This is a genomic window from Leptothoe sp. EHU-05/26/07-4 (assembly GCF_043421015.1).
Classification (GTDB): Bacteria; Cyanobacteriota; Cyanobacteriia; order Phormidesmidales; family Phormidesmidaceae; genus Leptothoe; species Leptothoe turfae.
In genome coordinates this window covers 696,008-715,720 of sequence record NZ_JAXSQV010000007.1, presented here as the reverse complement: position 1 = coordinate 715,720, position 19,713 = coordinate 696,008, and the positions used below count along the sequence as shown (strand labels likewise).

The 19,713-nt window shown below is 47.2% G+C and carries 17 protein-coding genes; 10 read left to right on the top strand and 7 right to left on the bottom strand.

Annotated elements, in window-relative coordinates:
• Nucleotides 1-2: 2 nt before the first annotated feature.
• The 6 genes from U2F10_RS27605 (at nt 3) to U2F10_RS27580 (ending at nt 7,613) form a co-directional block, all read left to right on the top strand.
• Nucleotides 3-1,046: an NAD-dependent epimerase/dehydratase family protein gene (locus U2F10_RS27605; protein ID WP_499873874.1), complete on the top strand. Its 1,044-nt coding sequence runs from the start codon at nt 3-5 to the stop codon at nt 1,044-1,046.
• Between the two features lie 57 nt (nt 1,047-1,103).
• Nucleotides 1,104-1,874 (top strand): acyltransferase, encoded by a 771-nt coding sequence (locus tag U2F10_RS27600; protein ID WP_499873873.1) that lies wholly within the window; start codon nt 1,104-1,106, stop codon nt 1,872-1,874.
• 50 nt (nt 1,875-1,924) lie between these two features.
• The gene (locus tag U2F10_RS27595; protein WP_499873872.1) at nt 1,925-2,965 is read left to right on the top strand and encodes a sulfotransferase family protein; all 1,041 of its coding nucleotides are present in this window, start codon (nt 1,925-1,927) and stop codon (nt 2,963-2,965) included.
• Between the two features lie 45 nt (nt 2,966-3,010).
• Entirely contained in the window at nt 3,011-4,522 is a 1,512-nt protein-coding gene (locus tag U2F10_RS27590) for an oligosaccharide flippase family protein (RefSeq protein WP_499873871.1), read from the top strand.
• Between the two features lie 435 nt (nt 4,523-4,957).
• Nucleotides 4,958-5,980 (top strand): glycosyltransferase family 2 protein, encoded by a 1,023-nt coding sequence (locus tag U2F10_RS27585; protein WP_499873870.1) that lies wholly within the window; start codon nt 4,958-4,960, stop codon nt 5,978-5,980.
• A gap of 133 nt (nt 5,981-6,113) precedes the next feature.
• On the top strand, nt 6,114-7,613 hold the full coding sequence (locus U2F10_RS27580) for a glycosyltransferase family 39 protein (RefSeq protein WP_499873869.1): 1,500 nt from the start codon (nt 6,114-6,116) through the stop codon (nt 7,611-7,613).
• A gap of 299 nt (nt 7,614-7,912) precedes the next feature.
• On the opposite strand, the gene U2F10_RS27575 is transcribed toward U2F10_RS27580, so the two are convergent.
• Entirely contained in the window at nt 7,913-8,557 is a 645-nt protein-coding gene (locus tag U2F10_RS27575) for a hypothetical protein (RefSeq protein ID WP_163663741.1), read from the bottom strand.
• Nucleotides 8,558-8,666: 109 nt separating this feature from the next.
• Complete coding sequence (locus U2F10_RS27570; RefSeq protein ID WP_163663742.1) at nt 8,667-9,344, bottom strand: response regulator transcription factor; 678 nt, start codon at nt 9,342-9,344, stop codon at nt 8,667-8,669.
• Nucleotides 9,345-9,552: 208 nt separating this feature from the next.
• Between U2F10_RS27570 and U2F10_RS27565 the strand changes: the two genes are divergently transcribed.
• Complete coding sequence (locus U2F10_RS27565; RefSeq protein ID WP_499873867.1) at nt 9,553-11,115, top strand: sensor histidine kinase; 1,563 nt, start codon at nt 9,553-9,555, stop codon at nt 11,113-11,115.
• A gap of 226 nt (nt 11,116-11,341) precedes the next feature.
• On the opposite strand, the gene U2F10_RS27560 is transcribed toward U2F10_RS27565, so the two are convergent.
• Together U2F10_RS27560 and U2F10_RS27555 are read right to left on the bottom strand one after the other, a co-directional pair.
• Nucleotides 11,342-11,941, bottom strand: coding sequence for a glycine-rich domain-containing protein (locus U2F10_RS27560; protein WP_499873866.1), 600 nt, complete (start codon nt 11,939-11,941; stop codon nt 11,342-11,344).
• Nucleotides 11,941-12,987: a DUF2207 domain-containing protein gene (locus tag U2F10_RS27555; protein ID WP_499873865.1), complete on the bottom strand. Its 1,047-nt coding sequence runs from the start codon at nt 12,985-12,987 to the stop codon at nt 11,941-11,943. The genes U2F10_RS27560 and U2F10_RS27555 overlap by 1 nt, the downstream gene beginning before the upstream one ends.
• A gap of 216 nt (nt 12,988-13,203) precedes the next feature.
• Between U2F10_RS27555 and U2F10_RS27550 the strand changes: the two genes are divergently transcribed.
• Both U2F10_RS27550 and U2F10_RS27545 read left to right on the top strand, forming a co-directional pair.
• Nucleotides 13,204-14,514, top strand: coding sequence for an NACHT domain-containing protein (locus tag U2F10_RS27550; protein WP_499873864.1), 1,311 nt, complete (start codon nt 13,204-13,206; stop codon nt 14,512-14,514).
• Between the two features lie 33 nt (nt 14,515-14,547).
• Complete coding sequence (locus tag U2F10_RS27545) at nt 14,548-15,627, top strand: serine/threonine protein kinase (RefSeq protein WP_499873863.1); 1,080 nt, start codon at nt 14,548-14,550, stop codon at nt 15,625-15,627.
• Here U2F10_RS27545 and U2F10_RS27540 read toward each other — a convergent pair.
• Entirely contained in the window at nt 15,566-16,882 is a 1,317-nt protein-coding gene (locus U2F10_RS27540) for an ABC transporter substrate-binding protein (protein WP_499873862.1), read from the bottom strand. The two genes, U2F10_RS27545 and U2F10_RS27540, sit on opposite strands and share 62 nt — an antisense overlap.
• Nucleotides 16,883-17,019: 137 nt before the next feature.
• On the opposite strand from U2F10_RS27540, the gene U2F10_RS27535 reads away from it, so the two are divergent.
• Nucleotides 17,020-17,181 carry a hypothetical protein gene (locus U2F10_RS27535; RefSeq protein WP_499062211.1) on the top strand — a complete coding sequence of 54 codons (162 nt, stop codon included), beginning with the start codon at nt 17,020-17,022 and terminating at the stop codon, nt 17,179-17,181.
• A gap of 402 nt (nt 17,182-17,583) precedes the next feature.
• Here the strand turns inward: U2F10_RS27535 and ccmP are convergent, their stop codons facing one another.
• Both ccmP and ruvB read right to left on the bottom strand, forming a co-directional pair.
• Nucleotides 17,584-18,222, bottom strand: a complete 639-nt coding sequence (ccmP, locus tag U2F10_RS27530; protein WP_490793006.1) for a beta-carboxysome protein CcmP — start codon at nt 18,220-18,222, stop codon at nt 17,584-17,586.
• 254 nt (nt 18,223-18,476) lie between these two features.
• The gene (gene ruvB, locus U2F10_RS27525; RefSeq protein ID WP_499873860.1) at nt 18,477-19,634 is read right to left on the bottom strand and encodes a Holliday junction branch migration DNA helicase RuvB; all 1,158 of its coding nucleotides are present in this window, start codon (nt 19,632-19,634) and stop codon (nt 18,477-18,479) included.
• Between the last annotated feature and the right edge of the window lie 79 nt (nt 19,635-19,713).

Here is a 19,713-nt window from a genome sequence, read left to right as displayed (position 1 = left end):
ATATGGAAAGCACTCAGTACCAACTGCCATCTGGGAGTCGAGCCCTGGTTACAGGGGCCACTGGTTTTACCGGTTCAAATTTGGTAAAAAAGCTGATACAGCAAGGGGTCGAGGTTGTTGCCATTGCCCGTAAAACTTCCAACCTTCAGCCCTTTGAAGGCTTGCCAGTCACATGGTTTCAAGGCGATGTTTTTGACCCAGACTTAGTTACTGCCGCCACCCAAAATGTGAACTATACCTTTCACATGGTGACCCCTTTTCGGGAAGCAAAGTCACCAGACATTGGCTATCACAATGTCCATATTTTGAGCACTCAGCTCCTGGCAAAAGCAGCCTTAGAACAGCCAGACTTCCGTCGCTTTGTTCATGTGTCCACCATTGGCGTCCATGGTCATGTGGATGAGCCTCCTGGTGACGAGAACTGTCCCCTAAAACCAGGAGATATTTATCAAGAAACCAAGCTAGAAGGTGAAATCTGGATTAGGGACTTTGGTCAACAATCAGGCTTGCCCGTGACTGTGGTGCGTCCAGCGGGCATCTATGGACCTGGAGAAAAGCGACTACTAAAGATTTACAAGATGGTGATGCAGGGCTGGGTGCCTGCCATTGGCAACGGTAGTAATCTGTTGCACTTTGTCCATGTGGATGATTTAACTAATTTCTTTATTCACGCTGCAACTCACCCCCAGGCTATTGGTGAAGTGTTTATTTGTGGCAGTCAACAAGCTATTACCTTTCGAGAGATGGTCGGCTTAATTGGCAACTACTATCGAGTCTCTGCAAGATTTCTCAGCTTACCAGCCAGCCCATTATTTGCCCTGGCCGATCTGTGTGAACTCATCTTTCGTCCGTTAGGGATAGAGCCGCCAATCTATCGGCGGCGTTTAGCTTTCTACACCAAAGATCGGTCTTTTAATACCAGCAAAATGCAAACACTGTTGAATTTTGCCCCCAGTCATCAAGATAAAGATGGGTTAATCGAACTGGCTCAATGGTACCTGGATAACGGTTGGCTAACCCATAGGCATCCAAAACAAAGAGCGTAATCTAACCGCAGCTTTGACATTGAACTTGATAGTGAACTATTTATCCAAAAGTTAGCCATGATATCTTCCCAACATCAAAATCAAGGTCAAAAACGAATTGACAAGACACCCTTGAGTGAACAATTAAATCAAGGGAATGGTTCTGCATTGGCAAAATATCAGGCTAAGGTTCTAGGTAGCACAAAGCTCTTACCTTTTCTTACCTATGAGGTATTCACATTCTTCCTCAGCGATCTGCCAGGCACCTTAGGGTATTTGCTCAGGAAAAAACTCTATCCGATGCTCTTTAAAGACATTGGTGGAGGGGCTATTTTTGGAAAAGGGATCGCCCTGCGTTGTCCTGGTCGAATAACGCTTGGGCAAGGTGTCGCCATTGATGATTATGGGTTACTAGATGCTAGCGGTGCCACAGCAGGCATTACCTTAGGGGATAATGTGATTGTGTCTCGTAACTGTGTGATTCAAAGTAAAACCGCTGCTATCACGATTGGTAACAATACAGATATTGGCTGTAACACCATTATTTCCTCTAGCGGTGGCATCTCCATTGGTGAATCTGTTTTGATTGCGGGTAATTGCTACATCGGTGGAGGACGCTACATTACCGATCGGCTGGATTTGCCCATTATGCAACAAGGTGTATATACCAAAGGTGCTGTCAAGATCGGTGATGATGTGTGGTTAGGAGCAGGAGCCATTGTGCTAGATGGCGTTCAAATTGGTAAGGGCTGTATTGTCGGTGCGGGTGCCGTTGTCACCAAAAACCTACCTGACTATACCGTAGCTACTGGTGTACCTGCTAAGGCGGTGCGTCAGCGCTCCGAGTGATGGTGTTTTTCGTTTTCATTGTTGCTACTGCTTTATAAAGATCTAGCCAAATGACTAACAAGCAAAGCATTATCAATTATCTGTCCCCATCTGGAGCCCCGAGCCACACTACTGTTGAATCTCCTGTTTTTATTTTTGGCTGTCCTCGCTCAGGAACATCCCTACTGAGTCGACTGATTGGGAGTCATCCCAGAATTGCCATCCCTTTTGAATCTCATCTCTATAATACCTTTTACCCCTGGCTCAAATATTACGGAGATCTGGGTCAGCTGAAAAATCGTGAGCGCTTGGTGGATGACATTCTTGCAACTGAGGTTATGCGAGATTGGTCACCTCGTCTTAGCCGTCAAGAGGTACTAGCAACCATATCCCAGTATAACTTTCATGGAATTGTGGACGGCATTCTACGAACGTGGACCCAGGCCCAGGGTAAACAGCGTTGGGGAGAAAAGACGCCTGCACATCTTTTTTATTGGCGTGAAATTTTGAGTGCGTTCCCCAAGATGCAAGTTTTACATATTGTGCGGGATGGTCGGGACGTAGCTCTGTCCTGGGGAAAAGCACGCTTTGGTCCCAAGCATATGTATCCACTGGCCAAAAAATGGAAGCAACATCTTGAAGTCGCATCTGCCCTTAAATCAGAACTGGATGACGGTGCTTTTTTGGATGTGAAATACGAAGAACTCTTGCAAAAACCCGAAAGTGTTGTGCATAGGATCTGCACTTTTCTAAATGAAGAGTTTTCTCCTGAAATGCTTTCCTTTTATAAAACAGATACAGCTTATCCCACAGATCGTAATAATCAGAAAAATCTGTCTAAACCACCGCTAGTTAGCAACATTGGCAAATGGCGGCTTGAAATGACAGCGCGACAGCTCCATATTTTTGAAGCAGTGGCTGGGACTACCCTTGAACAGTATGGCTATACACCACAACTAAGCCAGCCGCGTGTATCAGCTCTAGAAGCCATGCGATTTCGATTTCTGGAGCATCCACCTCGAAAGATCCTGGCTATGTTGAAAAATAGGAAAGGTCATACTGATGGTCTGCGCAGGCTGCAGATTTATGCCCGTCTCAGATTAGGGTTATAGCGATATCATAGGAGATTTTTTCTAGTTAACCACGGGAGATAGGGCTTGGCTCAGATAAATACCACTTTTAATAAGCTGATTAAGGGCGCTGGGTTATCCTTCCTGGGCCAAGTTATCAGTACTGGTTTGAAGTATCTGACTCAAGTGCTGCTCGCTTGGTTAATGGGTGCAGAGGTCTTTGGACTGTATACCTTAGGTATTATTATCTATCAATTGGGAGAACTGTTTCCCAGGATGGGTCTAGAAACAGGCGCAATTCGCTACGTTTCAATTCATCACGATCAACACGATCAGAGACGACTGAAAGGTGTGTTGCTCCAGGCTCTGGGCTTTCCCTTGATCAGTGGGCTCGTTTTTGGGGCAGCTCTATTTTTGATTGCTGAGCCTGTTGCTCAGATTGTTTTTGGACAGCCCGAGCTTGTGCCTGCCCTACAGGCTTTTGCGGTAGCGCTTCCATTTGGAGCTAGCATGACAGCTGGTGTCTTTGCCACCACTGGATTTCAGACAGCCACTTACAAGGTTTTGATTTGGGAAGTCTTACTGCCATTACTAAATTTGGTGTTGGCGATCGCCTTATTTTATATGGGCTGGGGACTTCGAGGCGCTGCTATGGCATGGACGTTAGCACTCATTGTTTCGCTGCTAGCCACTCTCAGTGTTTTGCAAAGACTTTGCCCTGTTCTTTTCAAACAACGGCCTCGTCCTATTTTTGAGAGCAAAAAGCTATTAGCTGTTTCTATCCCACTGTCATTGGGGAGTTTTCTGTGGCTGATTATGCTGTGGACGGATATTCTGATGCTGGGATATTTTCGCCCGCCCGCTGAGGTTGGTATTTATCGAGCCGCATCCCAGACAGCATTGCTAATGACGCTGTTTACCCGATCGCTAGTAACTATCTTCACCCCGATGATTGCCAACCTTTACAGCAGCGGCAAACTAGAGGAGTTGGATAAGCTTTTTTGCGTGGCTTCTCGGTGGAGTTTTTCGTTGACACTGCCTCTCTTTTTGAGCGTAGCAGTGATTGGCGAAGATATTCTAAAAGTATTTGGTCAAGAATTTGGAATTGGCTGGCTGCCCCTGATTATTCTTGCTGCTGGCCAGTTGGCAAGGGCTGGTCCTGGAGGATTTTCTATGCATATTTTATCCATGTCAGGCCATCAAAATCTCAAACTTATGGGAGATATTGTATTAGCCATCACTAATATTGGCCTGAACATGGTTATGATTCCCCGATGGGGTCTGATGGGAGCAGCGATCGCAACAGGCATCAGCATTCTGGGGGTTAACCTATTACGTGTCTTGCAAGTGTATTCTGTGTTAAAAATACATGGGTTTCAGTGGGGATATCTTAAGGTGATTACTGCGGGAGGTATTTCTCTATTATGCGGTATTGGCATCAACGCTGGACTTGCAGGGTGGTCCACTTTAACAAGGGTGAGCTGCACTTTAGGCATAATTGTGACCCTTTATACAGCATTGGTGCTGACGTTCGGTCTGGAAAGTAGCGATCGCACAATGCTTAACCAACTGCAACAAAAGCTAGGCTTTAGTAAATAGTTGTTAGCGTTATTTTCTTGACAAAAGCCAGTGAGTTTAGCTGCTGATATATGCCGTAAAGCTGGCTGAGTTTACGGTTAGAATCTCTGTAGTACATGTGTAAGTGTGGAGAAACCATAAACCTCTCAATTACTTGTAAAGATTACGTAAAACGTACATGTTTCTCAGTAGAGATACGCATCTCCCAGGTATTCTATAATCAGGATGATGGTCAGTCAGTAACAGTGCCTCTGTTTTATTAAGTACTGACCTGGTGATATTTAAATCAATATTTGACCTTTTTGCTTCTGGACTAGGGCAAAAAGAGCTGTCTTTTATTGTGATTTCTGTAGCTACTCGGCTTTTCTATTTTCGTTACTCAATTAGTTTCCTGGATATTCTCAATTTATTTTTAGACTGCGGTTATATCATTCGCTAAGTTTGAGGATTTACACTATGGTCTCTTCGGTTTCTGTACATCCCAATGTTCTGCCGAACAATTTTTTGTCTGAGCAACCGGCAGTATCTGAGGAGACCCTATATCTGTCTGTAGTCATTCCCATTTATAACGAATTTGACAACCTGCCTACGCTCATTGAGCAAGTCTCAACCGTCCTAGATCAAGAAGCATATAGCTATGAAATTATTTGTATTGATGATGGGTCTAAAGACGGCTCAACTCAACGGTTAAAAGATCTTTCCCAAACCCATGGGCAACTGCGCGCCATTATCTTTCGCCGCAACTATGGACAAACGGCGGCCATGGCGGCTGGGTTTGAATATGCCCAAGGTCAAATAGTTATTACTTTAGATGGCGACCTACAAAACGATCCACAAGATATTCCTCGACTATTAGAGAAGATGAAAGAGGGATATGACCTCGTAAGTGGTTGGCGTAAACAGAGACAGGATGCCGCCTTAACACGCCTTCTTCCTTCAAAAATTGCTAATTCGTTAATTGCGAAGGTGACAGGCGTTAAGCTCCATGATTATGGTTGTTCTCTCAAAGCCTATCGAGCTGAACTAGTTTCAGATCTGAAGTTATATGGAGAATTGCACCGTTTTTTGCCTGCATTAGCGTTTATTGAAGGTGCCAGAATCACAGAAATTCCCGTACGGCATCATCCACGCCGTTTCGGGCAGAGTAAATATGGCTTAGGCAGAACATTTCGAGTCATGATGGATCTGCTCACCGTCTATTTTATGAAAACCTTCTTGACCCGTCCCATGCATGTATTTGGGGTTTTGGGGATGACATCATTGTCAGTTGGGTCTTTTCTGGCAATTTATCTCGTATTTCTTAAATTTATTCTCAACCAGGCCATTGGTGATCGCCCTCTGCTGATGCTGGCTGTGGTTTTATTTCTCTCAGGTATACAGCTATTCTGTTTTGGGCTACTGGGTGAATTGCTGATGAGAACATATCATGAGTCTCAGAATAAGCCCATTTATCGTATTCGCGATAAGGTTAGCTTCTAATTTTTTGTGGCTATTGTGTTGACTAATCAACACTTTCCCAACATTCTACTTAGGGGATTGGTTCAATTTGAGCATGATTTCGAAGAACAGCGTGTCAGACATCTTAATTATTCTGTTTAGGGGAGATATTTAGATGAAGCTTGATCAAATCAGCCCTGTTGAGAAGACCTATCAGAATACTAGGCTTAATGTTCAGCAATGGCTGCCGATCACGCTATTGATGCTCCTAGCGACAGTTCTATATTTTTATCGCATTAATGCAGAGGGGCTGTGGCTGGATGAGCTCAGTAGTATCGAAGATTCTCAGCTACCGGCCATCCAATCTGGTAGAAACTTGTTAAGGCCGCTTTACTACATATTACTGACGGGATGGAAACAGTTTGGCAGTAGTGATGCCTGGTTGCGTAGTCTGTCGGTGGTTTTTGCGATCGCATCCATCTTTTTAATCTACCGATTAGGATCTCGGCTTTTAGGAAAAGTAGAAGGGGTGGCAGCAGCAGCTTTTTTAGCCTTTTCTCCCTTATTTATTAACCACGTCCAAGAAGTCAGAATGTATGTGCTATCTGCCTGTTTGGGGATAGCGGGCACATGGTATTTGGCTAAAGCCCTGATGGAAGAACCCACAGATAAAACAGGGGCTCCCAGCCATGTATCCCTGGCTGCCTGGTGTATATTTCGTTGGTTGGCAATTTTGGCTGTGCCGCTCAATGTGGTGCTATTGTTGCCCGATGTTGTCATCTATGGTTTGCGCTTTCGCCAGCACCGGGCTGCCTTGATCCGCTTTGCAGGCTGGCTAGTCTTGATACTTGTCTTGTGGTCGCCCTTTGTTTTATCTGTTTTTCAAGCCATTGCTCCAGACTCTACCTATGCATCACACCATCCTGGGCGCAATCCTCCAGGGTTAAGCAATGTGGTACGCACCCTGAAGTTCTGGACGGTGTGGCCATTTTCAGTGCAGAGTGATGCGATCGCATCTTCGTTTTATAGGTTCTTCACCTTTCTATTAGCAGGATTGATTGGTCTAGCCCTTTTCCAAAAGCATAAGTCCCCCCAGGTTTTGTGGGCAGCTGCCTGGTTTGCCTTGCCATTGCTGCCGATTTTAGCCTTTTCTTATATATCGATCCCGATTTGGGTCAATCGCTATCTTGTTTTTGTTAGTCCTTACCTATTTCTCCTGTTAGCGGCTGGGTTGAGCCGACTATGGCGACAGTGGCGGATTGCAGCCATAGTTGTCAGCCTGGCTTATCTAATCGCCGTAAGCGGTGGATTGGCGCGATACTACACTGTGCAAGATCGGCCTGATTATAAGTTTATTGTTGAAACCATTGAACAATATGAGCAACCTGAAGATGTGGTTGTGTGGTCTCTCTTTGCTCGAAAGCTCGTCTTAAGCCATTACTACCAAGGGTCTTTAGAGATCTATTCAAATAAGAGTCGTGGCATCAAAAGTGAGGCTGAAATCGGCCAGTGGTTGGATAATTTTCCAGATGCGCCGACTCGACTATGGCTGGTTTTAAAGGTGAAAGAGCAAGACTATCCCAACTTTGAGCAGCAAATTAAAGCACAATACAATGTAGAAGAGACTTTCGCATATGAACAAGGCTCTAAAGTATTATTACTGACCCAACGCTAGCTTACTTTGGAGCTTGCCCTGTTGAAAAGGCAAGAGAAAAAAGTACAACATATTTTTCCATAAAAAACGGTAGAGATCCAAGCCAATAATCTCTACCGCCTTTTGTCAAGGAAGCATCCTAAAGGAAGCACCCTGAATGTCCTGTCATATCAAATCCGAATCCATTAAACCCAATTAAAATGGACAACCCTGTAGGGGCACTCCCTTGTGCGGTTCGGCTGAGCTCACCGTCGAAGCCATGCCCTGCGATACCGAGCACTATCAGTCAGGATTGCCTAGAAGATCGGTGTCCGAGTGATTTAGAACTCGTTTACGGCACAGGCGGCCAAATTGGTTTCGATTTGCTGTAGCTGTTCTGGGGTAAGAACCTGAAGCACAGCCTGTTCATATTCTGCTTCTGCGGCTTCAATACTGGCTGCTTGCTCAGCGTTGGGCTCTGGCATGGTAGCCTCTACTTCGGCGTCTAGCTGTTCTTCAAGCACTTCAACCTGCTGCTGTTGCTCAGGTGTCAAAATGCTCTGAAAGTTGCGATCGTATTCTTCTGCGATCATGTCTAATGCTGCCTCCTGATCTGCTGAGAGGGCAGGATCCTCTTCTATTTCTAGCTCAGGAGCGACGCTAGCAACGCTTTCGTCAACCCAGGCATTGAGCTGACCCACTTGCTGTTCCTGTTCAGGTGACAACATTGATGAGACTTGCTGTTCGAAAGTTTGTTCCAGTTGTTCCAATTGCGCCTCTGACTCAGGCGTGGCAGGCATAATGGACTCAATTCTATCGTCCAACTGCTCTTCTAATGCTAGCAATTGCACCTGTTGGTCCTCGCTCAGTTCAATCCCCTCGAACTCGTCTGGACAGACCAATTCCTCAGCTTGCACTGGACGAACTAAAGGCATTGCCACAAGTGAGAGTGTGCCTAGTAAAACAGACAAAGTTTTAAGTTTCATAATCTTTTGGAAATCAAGATTTCCTTGAGGCTACGTCACCCACTCTAAAAAACAGTTTGGAAGAATCTAGGGAATAATTCGGGTAGAAATCGGTTAGTGGCTGTAACCCCTATGATTGCTTTAATCGATAGCCCACTCCATGCACGGTTTCAATGAAATCTGCGGGAGCACCGGCTTTTTTCAACTTTTGGCGTAGGCTTTTCAGGTGGGATTTGACGGTTTCTTCGTCAGGCAGTGCATTGGTTGCCCAGCACTGATCAATCAAGACGGATCGACTTAATACTCGTCGGCCACTGCGTAGAAATAGTTCCAGGAGGCTGAATTCTTTGGGTGTTAGTTGGAGAGGAGAGCCATCGTAAAACACTTCATGGGTGACTGAGTCGAGCTGGGCCTGTCCCCACACCAGCATTGTGCCAGTGTCATTCAAAGTGCCACGCCGCAATAACGCCCGTAATCGGGCCAGCAACTCCAGTAAGTCAAAGGGTTTAACCACATAGTCATCTGCCCCGGCATCTAAGCCAGCAACTTTATCAGTGTTGGTATCGCGAGCGGTCAACATCAGGATTGGCAAACGTCTGCCCGTTTCTCGTAGCCGTCGACATAAGTGGATGCCGTTGATTTTGGGTAGCATGACATCCAGTACCATCAAGTCATAGGTTAAGTCAGTTGCCTGAATCCAACCCATTTCTCCATCCGTTACCCAGTCCACTACGTACCCTTCATCGGTGAGTGCTTCATTCAATCCCTCACCTAGCTGTAGGTCATCTTCGACTAAGAGAATGCGCATGGGAAAATGTTGCCAGTGAATTACTCGGCGTTGCTGATCCTTGGTACGAATAAGCTGTGAGGTTCAGAGTCATCACAGCTCCGACGGGATGTCCCCAATCAACAACGACCCTTACTCTGACTATAACGACGGTTAAATCGCGCTGTCTAGATTATGGTGGATCCTGCAAGCTTAAGTTTCAAGGTAGGGGTCTGCCCCCTTCTGTCCGATGAATCGTTCTCGCACTCAGCAATGGCTAACAGTAGGATTTGGTGTTGCGATCGCAACGCTATTAGGGACTGCCCTGCTGGCGCGTAATGCAATTGTCGGTCGAGTTAATCCATCTGACTGGGTGGCGGTGGAGGGGAATGAATATGCCTATTTGAATGGCTTGTTAGTTGCGATCGCAGAAGCAGAAGCCAGTCATCGTTCTTATCTTAATACAGGTGAGGAAGAAGCCTTAGAACGCTATCAAACAAAGCTGGAACTAATTAATAGCTATGTTGAAGAGCTGGATGCAGAACATAAAAATCTAGAAGACGAAGAAGCCGCATTTGAAGAAGATTTAGTGTATCGAGAAGCCTTAGAACGGTTACGGGTTGCCACTGAAACCCATATTCAAATTTTAGAAGACGGCATTGAACAATATGACAATGGACAACTGGACCTAACCGCGCAACTAGACATTGCCCAGCAAAGCAGTGAAGTTCGCGTTGATGCCCATCTGGCGATGCAGGCATTGTTAGACGAGGGCAGCGCCGCACTACAGTGGGAAATGGCAGACACCAGCGTCAGCATCAATAATGATCTTTGGTTGACAGGGTTGGTAGCTGGCTTTGGCGTGATTCTCTTGAGTATTTTGTACGGCTGGCTGCTGCAAACCCTCAAGCAACACCAGCAAACCCTGTTAACACAGCAACGAGAAACAGAGACGCTCACCCATACGCTTCAAGCTAAAACAAATGCCTTACAAAATACAGAAGAGATTTTAATCACTGAGCTTAACCGTCGCCAGGAAATCGAAACCACCTATAAAGAGATTGAACAAGCCAAGGAATTAACCGATCTAAAACTTAATTTCTTCTCCCTGGCCTCCCATGAACTGAGAACCCCCTTGAGCGCCATTTTAGTCTCTGCACAATTGTTAGATAACCGCAATGTAGCCTGGTCTGAAGAGAAACGTTCTCGTAATCTTAGACGCATTCAGTCTGCCGCGAAGACTATGGCACAGCTGTTGTCCGATATTTTGCTACTGACCCGAGCTGAAGCAGGCAAGCTAGAATTTAACCCTCAAACGATTGATTTACAATCTTTTTGCGAACACCTGGTCGAGGAAGTCAAATTTAATACCCAGTCGCAGCACCATATTTTAGTACAGCAAAAAGGGACCTATGACGAAGCCTTTCTAGATGAGAGATTATTACGCGCTATGTTGATGAGCCTATTGACTAATGCCATCAAATATTCACCCCCAGAAAGTGAAATTCAACTTAATATTTGGGGTGAACACAGTCGAACTCGGTTTCAAGTCAGCGACCAAGGTATTGGCGTTCCAGCCGCCGACCAGCAACATCTATTTGACTCCTTCCATCGTGGTCAAAACGTAAAATCATTGTCTGGCAGTGGCTTAGGACTAGCCGTTGTCAAAAAATGTTTAGAACTCCACGGTGGCAAAATTGAAGTAGAAAGTCAGGTGGGCGTTGGCACAACGTTTTCTGTCGACATGCCCTGGGTAGAAGATAGCGAACAGCTATCTGACATGGCCCCATCATCGCCAGAGTATAACAGTTAAAAGACGTCTATCGTAAAGCCAATCTAGTGACGGATACTGAACCTTAATAATCGACTTAGCCGTAACCTTCTCCCAACCCAAAATAGTTGCCATAAACGACTACCCTGTCGGGGGGTGTGGGGGAGTTTAGGCCCCCACGAACAGGAGGGTTTCAGGGAGGAAAGCCCTGAGCAGCCCCATCACCCCATTTATCAGTATTTTGACAAGATGGCTCAAACGAAAATCACTATGAAGCAAAGAATTTGATAGAACGACGCGATACTCTCCAACATCGTTGTCTAACCCACTGTAAGCAGCACTTTAAAGTCTTAATAATACCTAACTTAGGCAACAGCCAATTCCTCTGCAAATTCACCCTTACAAACTCCAACTCTTGCCCAAACCGCTCTCCCGGTTCAGGCCAAATATCCCTAGGCGGCTCCTCACCAAACAATTGCCTATAGCTAGCCAAAGTACGCGAATACCAATCCACAAACTTCTCATGCTCCATACCTCCTCCCTGAGTTGGTTCATGGTGCAACGACGTTTGCAAAATCTTGGGACAAAAATCCTCCCAATATGAGCGCGTGTAGGTGAGATGTAAATGCCACACCTGATCCACCTGGTCAGACGGCGTTACCGGATGTCCAGCAACGACCGCCAAAAACGCAAATCTCTTATACTCTTCAATTACTCTGCACGTGTACTTAAATGACCAACAATTTTCCTGGGCGAGACGCTGACTAAACGAAAACTGTGCATCTGGTTGATCCAGAGAATATATCTGAAGCCGGTTATAAAGCTCTACTTGTTGAGAATTCATCCGTAGCTGTTGAGTTGTATGCATTAACCACCTCCTCCACAGCCGCCGCCGCCGCAACCACCGCCGCCGCAACCACTACTGCCACCGCTGCCACCACTGCCATCGCCACCATAGTAGCCACCCCACACAGTCGTATGGGACCTCGAAGCCGACTTACGAGGAATGGTTTGATTAAACCTGCGATCGTAGTTGCAATTTTGGCAGACGTGTCTGACTTCTCTTGTCCCTCGCCTAGATCGGGTTGATTTCTGCACAACTCGATTAGTTCGTTTCAGAGTCATCTGGCCACAATTGGGACAACGTTTTCTAATCGCTACAATGCTGCCAAAAACACCGAGCACAAAGATTGCTGGCACTGCCCAGCTAAAGAATGGAGCCCAAGATGACTGCTTGACGCTCCAATAATCTGTCTGGGCCTGTGGGACATTTAACGCGCTGGTGGGGAATTCGAGCCGAATATTCAAAAACTGTTGTGGTGCCAGAGGGCCACTGGTCACAAACTCATAGGTGGTGAGATTGAGTTTGAGATCGCGACTCGCCACCCCTTCACCCTGAAAACTATTCACTTGATCGGCTAACACCTCTGGCACATGCAGCGTTACGTTACCGCGATTAATCGGAGCACTCCGCTCAGGAAAGAGAGCATTCCAATAAAGCTGGCTACGGTTTCCTTTGACCTGAATACCCCCCACAACACGATATTGAAGTACAAAAGTATGGGCAGCAGGAGCATTCAAGGAATGTTGCCAACGAATCCAATAATCATGATTGCGGCGACCCGTTTGAACCGTTAACGGTTCATTGTTTTCATAAACCGCCACATCTGTGATGCTATCAATCCCTTCTAAGGGAATATAGCGATAGCGTTCGTTGCTGTGGGGTTGGGTAAATACATACTTTTGAGTTTCTGTTACTAATAGGTCACCATCCGCTTCCAGGGCCATATCCACATCAATGGAATCCCAAAAAAACGGTGTGGCTGCCTGGGCCAGGCTGATACTAAAACAGAGAACACAGGTAAAGATGGCGGCGCATAATCGCCAACCCGCTCTTCGTTTAACGGCAATCATAAGCTCATTCCTCTTGGTGCATGACCTCAGATTAGGAGCGTTGATTGTTGGTTAGAGGCTATTGCTGGTTATGGATTAGGTTATGAATTGTTGGGGAGTAGGTCTTGCCCTGAGACTGTCAAAGGGGTTTCAACCTGAATGTTGGGACTGATGGTGTATAGATGCATATCGCTGAAGACGATCGGGTAATATCATTCATAGTTCGTTGTCCTATCGATGGCTACAGAACAGCTTTTTGCCCAAGCGGCGGCACAGTGGAATCTAGATCAGCTTTATGGGGATTTGGCAAAAGCTAAGTCAGAACTAATGCCCCATAAGCGCTACGGGCTGACGGATTTAGAGAAAACGCGACTGCGGGGCCTACTGCTGAGGTATAGCCCAGCGGCAATCTCTGACCATGAGGGGATTGAAGCGCGTACGGTGGAAGTTGCCTTAAGCCAGGGGTTGTATCGTTATGTGGAGCAACTGACGGGTCGCGATCGCAACGCCCTAGAAAGCTGGCGTGATGTTGCCGATTGGCTCGAAGCAGCAGGTTATCGCACCACCCAAGTGGCCATTAACTGGGACCAAATGCCAGATGTCCCGGTCCTCTATGGTCGTCAGGTAGAGCTAGATCAGCTCCAACAATGGATGTTAGGCACATCAGCCTGCCGATTTGTATCCATTATTGGTCCCGTGGGCATGGGCAAAACATCCCTCGCCATTACCCTGGCCAAGGTCGTGCAAACTCAGTTTGATGGGGTTATTTGGCAATCCCTGCGGCATCGACCGACCCTCGATAATGTTCTAGGTCAGTGGCTGAATGAACTACCGGACGATGTGATGCCCCATTCAGATGAATGGTATGACCAGCTCAGCGCTCTAATGGTTTACCTGCAACAGCACCGTTGTCTGGTGGTACTCGATAACTTAGAAAGTATTCTCAGCAGCGGCAGTCTTGTCAGTGAGTATGCACCAGACTACAGCAACTATCGCGAGCTATTAAAGCGTCTGGGCGAACAGCCTCACCAGAGCTGTATCGTGGTCACCAGTCGTGAACGTAACCGCGAACTTGCCGGGTCGAGGGCCACCAATAGTCCTGTTCGTTATTTAGAATTAGGGGGGCTAAAGTACGATGATGGGGCGCAGCTCTTAACTGAAGAACGGCTACCCGCCTCAGGTAAGCCCCATTGGAAAGGCCTGATCAACCAGTATCGGGGGAATCCACTGATGCTGAGAATTGTCGCCATGACTATTCAGGAGTTGTTTGATGGCGATGTGGATCGCTTCCGCAGACATGGCAGAACCATGTTTGGCGATATTAAATATCTCATCGATCAGCAGTATGAGCGTCTGTCCGAAGCAGAACAAGATATTCTGGGGCAGCTGGCTGAAAAGGCAGAGCCCATGTCCATTGAAGACATCAAACATCCTGATGGACTCGCTGCCATCAGTGCTCTCCTAAGTAAATCCCTGATTGAAAAAAGCCCCGCTGGTTTTACCCTGATTCCCGTGGTGATGGAATATGTGCGTGAGCAGCTACCCTAAGACCCGATCGGACATTACCGTCCTGAATCACCCATGAGCTATTGCATTAACCCTCGGTGTGGCCATCGCGATAACCCCGACGGGCTGTCCCACTGTAAGTCGTGTCAAACGCCTTTATTGATAGAAGGTCGTTATCGCCTGCTGCGACCGCTGCGGGAGTTAGATGAATGGGAACCGTCTGAGGTGTTTGAAATTGATGACCAGGGCCAGACAAAAGTGCTTAAGGTGCTCAAAAAGAAAATTTTGCAGCCCCTGTTTGAGCGCGAAGCTGCTACGTTGCAAACCCTGAAGCATCCGGGTATTCCTCAGGTAGACCCCGATGGCTATTTCTCGTTAGAGATTGAAGGGCGACAGCTGTATTGTTTGGTGATGGAGAATATCCAGGGGGTGAACCTGGATAAATGGTTACAGCAGCATGGCCCCATCGATCAAGCTCAGGCCATAGATTGGATCAGACAGCTGGTGGATCTGCTGGCTCAGCTCCATAAGGAAGAACTTTTTCACCGGGATATTAAACTAGCCAACATTATGCTGCGTCCCACGGGTCAGCTGGCCCTGGTGGACTTTGGCACAGTCCGCCCCATGACCAGCACCTACTTTGCCAAAGTGGCCGGTCAGCGAGATATCACCAGTGTGGTATCACCGGGATATACCCCCCTGGAACAGATCAATGGCCGTGCCGTGCCTCAGTCTGACTTTTACGCCCTGGGTCGCTCCTTTGTATATCTGCTAACTGGCAAACATCCCATTGATTTACCCGAAGATGACACCACTGGGCGACTTACCTGGCTGGATCAGGCAGCTCAGCTAGATGCCTGGTTTGTCCAACTGCTGGATGACATGATGGCCCCCTTCCCAGGGCAGCGTCCCCTCAACGCCGAGGTCATCCTGGCGCGGCTGAATAATCCGTCTCTAGTTCAGCAAACTAACGGCAACAGTGAGAAAACCAAAATTCGTTGGCTAATGGCCGTCAATATAGGACTGTTGCTATTGCAACTGTTTGTGGGTTGGCAGTGGTGGTCTGCACGTCAGCGCATGACTGAGCAAACCTCTAATCGCCCTGAGATACTGGGCGTAGCAATTTCTCCGTCTCAGCTTGGGCCCACTTCATAGCGGTTTCGGCGGACTGTTGTCCGCTTAAAACATCGCCCAGGGCTGTTTGCAAAATTTCTGAGGCGGCTCCGTATTCTTTGATAAAGGGACGAAATGTGGATGAATTTTCCAGGTAGTCCAGTAGCTGGGGCATTTGTGGGTATTTCGCCACAATTTCTGGGTCTTGGAATAGGCTGGCGCGACTGGGCAAAAAGCCGGAGGCGAGAACAAATTGTTTTTGGGCGGCTGCACTGGTGAAGTACTTGATGGCTGTCCACGCTTCTGTAGGATGGGCGGCATTTTGGGCAATGCCAAACCCCCAGCCGCCACGACAACCTATGCCAGGGGTGTTATTGAAAGCAAAGGGGAGTGCGATCGCAACCTTCCCAGCCAGGTCTGACTGCTGTATCTCTTCCCAAAAATAGGGCCAGCCCCTCAAAAATACGGTTTGTCCCTCCAAAAACCGTTGGAGCCCATCCTTTTCGGTGTAAGTAATCACCTCATCAGGTGAGATCCTCTGTTGAATCAGCTGTTTTAATAGGTTGGCCGATGCGATCGCTTGGGGCGTATCTAAGCCGACATTGTCCGTTTCTGGTTCAATCCATTGAGCCCCCAGACCATCCATGACCTCTGCAAAATTCGCGATTAAGCCTTCATAACGACTGCCCTGCCACAGGTAACCCGTATTGATAGAGGATTTAAGCGTGTCCACAGCCTGGGATAATTCATCCAGAGTTTGGGGCAATGTCATGCCTGCCTGTTTAAGCAGATCTTGGCGATAGTACAAAACCCCAACATCTGCCCGCATGGGTAAGCGATACAGGCTGTTATCTAGCTGCCCCGCTGCCACGTCACTGGCTAAAAAATCTGACAAATCTAGGTGGTCTTTCTGGACATAGGGGGTTAAATCCCGTAAATGCTCTGCAAACTGTAGTGGCCAGACGATATCCATATACACCAGGTCGTATTGGGCGACACTGGCTTGAAAATCAGCGGTGTAGATGGCTTTGCGCTGGTCCGTGGTGTAGCCAATCTCTAAATCGGTAACCAGGTGAATGCGAATATTGGGGTATTTCTTTTCAAAGCCGGTGATGACAGTTTCCCAAGGTTGCACCTCATCTTGGGGAACTACAAACGAAAGTTCTGTGGCGGGTGGTTTTGGCCAGGTCACCCCCCACAACACCAGACATAGCACCTGTGCCGCTATGGCCAGTATGAGCAGCTTAAACCATCGTTTTGTCAGGCTTTTAGAACGCACGTTAATACCATCAACCACATAGGCGTCTCTATCATAAGGGGATCACGCTAGGGCCTGTTTGTTTTTTGGTAATCACACTAAATTCATAACGACAGTTATGGCGCTCCTGATTGGCAGCTTTTCTACGATGCACAGGTCAGTCGAGGAAGCCTTGCATGGATATTCGATGGAGATTTGTCTTCGGTAAATTTTTTGTGTGGTTAGCAGCAGAAATTGTGTTGTCAATGCTGGGGATCGATGACTTAGCAGACTATAGCGAGTTTATTTTTGATAGGAATGTACCCGTGCTGATGGCCCAAGAATTGGAACTGCACTAAGGGATGTTTGGTTTAGATCTGACAATTTTGGGGCGATGAGTGATGAGTCCGCTTTAATTCATAACTTTGGTTATGAACTGCATAACCTTGTTTACCTTTACCGTATATCCACATAGCAAATGCACTGGCGGTCAACTGCCAATTTGCGTCCTCCGTATCTATGGGCCATATCTGTCCCTAGCATCTACCCAATAACATCCCCGGTTCAGGTTTTCGTTGCCATTGGCAGCTGACCCTTTCACTAACATTGAGCAAGTGACGTTGATCAAGTGATATCGGGTTTTCTGGCGGCAGGACGCAAAGTGCTAATCAACTGACCATCCTTTGGATAACGCGCTAGGGATGGTCGTTGATTTTCTTTTTTGTGATTTCTTTTTTGTGATTGGAGTTATGGGGTATCGGTTATTCGAGTTTTAGGGTGTTGCGATCGCGACCCGGTACATTTTCCAAAGTTGATTCAACTGCCCGTGCAGCGGCCAAAATATCCCGTTCTGCACCCCCCAGGTATAGGCGGCCAAAGCTACCGATGGAGGAAATTTGCAGAATGTTGATCTGGGCGGCTTTTTCGGCTTCATTGGCAGCTAAGGAGGCGTAAGCTGCAGGTTCCACTTCCATGACGTATAGGGTTTGCCCAGCTAGGATCATATTGCCGCGTCGGGTGCGGTTGATCAGCTGCACATGGTGCGGGTCCAAGTTACGGATCACCTGGCTAGACACCATGCGTGGTTTTAAGCGATCGCGCATTTTCACGCCAAGCACATCTAAAATCGCTTGCCCAGCTGCTTTCACTTCACCTTGGCTACCGGAGTGAATTTCTAATAAACCATATAAACGTTCAACAATCTGTACACCAGGGGTAACTACAGCCGACTTTAAGGCAACGTCAGTAATACGATTAATCTCAATGCCGGGGGAAATTTCAACCCATAAAGAAGCGTCGCCCGGCAGTGGCAAAAAGCCAATGGAAACGCTGCCCATATAGGCAGCGTGCTGAGGTTGCAAGTTGTCAATATATACGTAGCTACGAAGTTCTACACCCAAGGTCGCGTTAAAATTTATAACCTGCCGATCTTATCAGGTAATCGTCAGGCAAAGCGTTATCAGGAGCTGATTACGTATTGTCAGACTGCAGTGCTTCAATTTGTGACCTGAACCATTTAGCTACTAATTTTTTGATGATACCGTAGCCGCCATCTTGATAAATTGCTCCAACAATGGCCTCAAAAGTTTCTGCTAACCGTGAAAGTTTTCGATGATTTTATAAGAAACACTTTGCTTTTTTGAGCCTTGTAGTATTACATCAACGAGAGCTGATCATTATCGTCATTGATGTTTAAAAGTCTTACTAGAGTTGGGCGATCAGGCATTTCATACCCTAAATGTTTCCAAGCGGCGGGTGTGGCAATTCGGCCTCGCGGTGTGCGTTGCAAATAGCCAATTTGCAACAAATAGGGTTCGTAGACTTCTTCAATGGTCTGGGCATCTTCGCCAGTGGCCGCAGCCATGGTATCCAGCCCCACTGGACCACCGTTAAAGTTCTCAATCATCACCGATAGCAACCGTCGATCGGTCCAATCGAGACCGCAGGGATCCACATTAAACAGCTCTAACGCTTCCCCAGCAATCTGTTCCGTAATTGGCCCTGACGCTTTGACTTGCACATAGTCCCGCACCCGCTTCAGTAACCGGTTAGCAATACGCGGTGTGCCCCGAGCTCGCCGGGCAATTTCCATGGCTCCCGATTCTTCAATATCGGTTTTGAGCACGGTGGCTGTACGCAAAATGATGCTGGTCAGTTCATCTAACTCATAGAACCGTAGCCGCTGGATCAAACCAAACCGGTCCCTCAAGGGTGATGTTAGGGCACCTACTTTTGTAGTCGCACCTACGAGGGTAAAGGGCTGGAGCGGAATACTGCGGGTTCTGGCACTTTGCCCCTTACCAAGGGTGATATCCAAGCGAGCATCTTCCATGGCTGGGTACAAAATTTCTTCGGTCACCCGCGACAGCCGATGGATTTCATCAATAAATAAGATGTCTCCGGCTTTTGCATTGACCAGTAGACCCGCAATATCGCGAGGGCGCTCTAGGGCTGGAGCCGTTGTAATTTTGCAATCCACCTTCATTTCCTGGGCCAGAATCAGGGCCATGGTGGTTTTGCCCAGACCCGGCGGTCCATAAAGCAACAGATGGTCCAAGGGCTCCTTACGGGATTGCGCGGCCTGAATCGCAATTTGTAGGACTTCTTTCAGCGCTTTTTGGCCAATGTAATCATCCAAACTGTGAGGTCGGATACCGTCTTCATTACGACTCACCTCATCGGGGCGAGCTGAGGTTTCTAAGAGCTGGTTTTTTTTGGCTGGAGCAGCCGGTGGTGATGGTTTTGACTGAGCTTTCTGTGGCTGATCGTCTGGCTTATTTGATTCCGGCTGCTTGGAAGAAATGATTGCCATGACAACTCAACCAACGATAAAGACAAATGATGGCTGCTAATTTTTACGTGTATAAATCAGCAACGGCAACAAATGTACT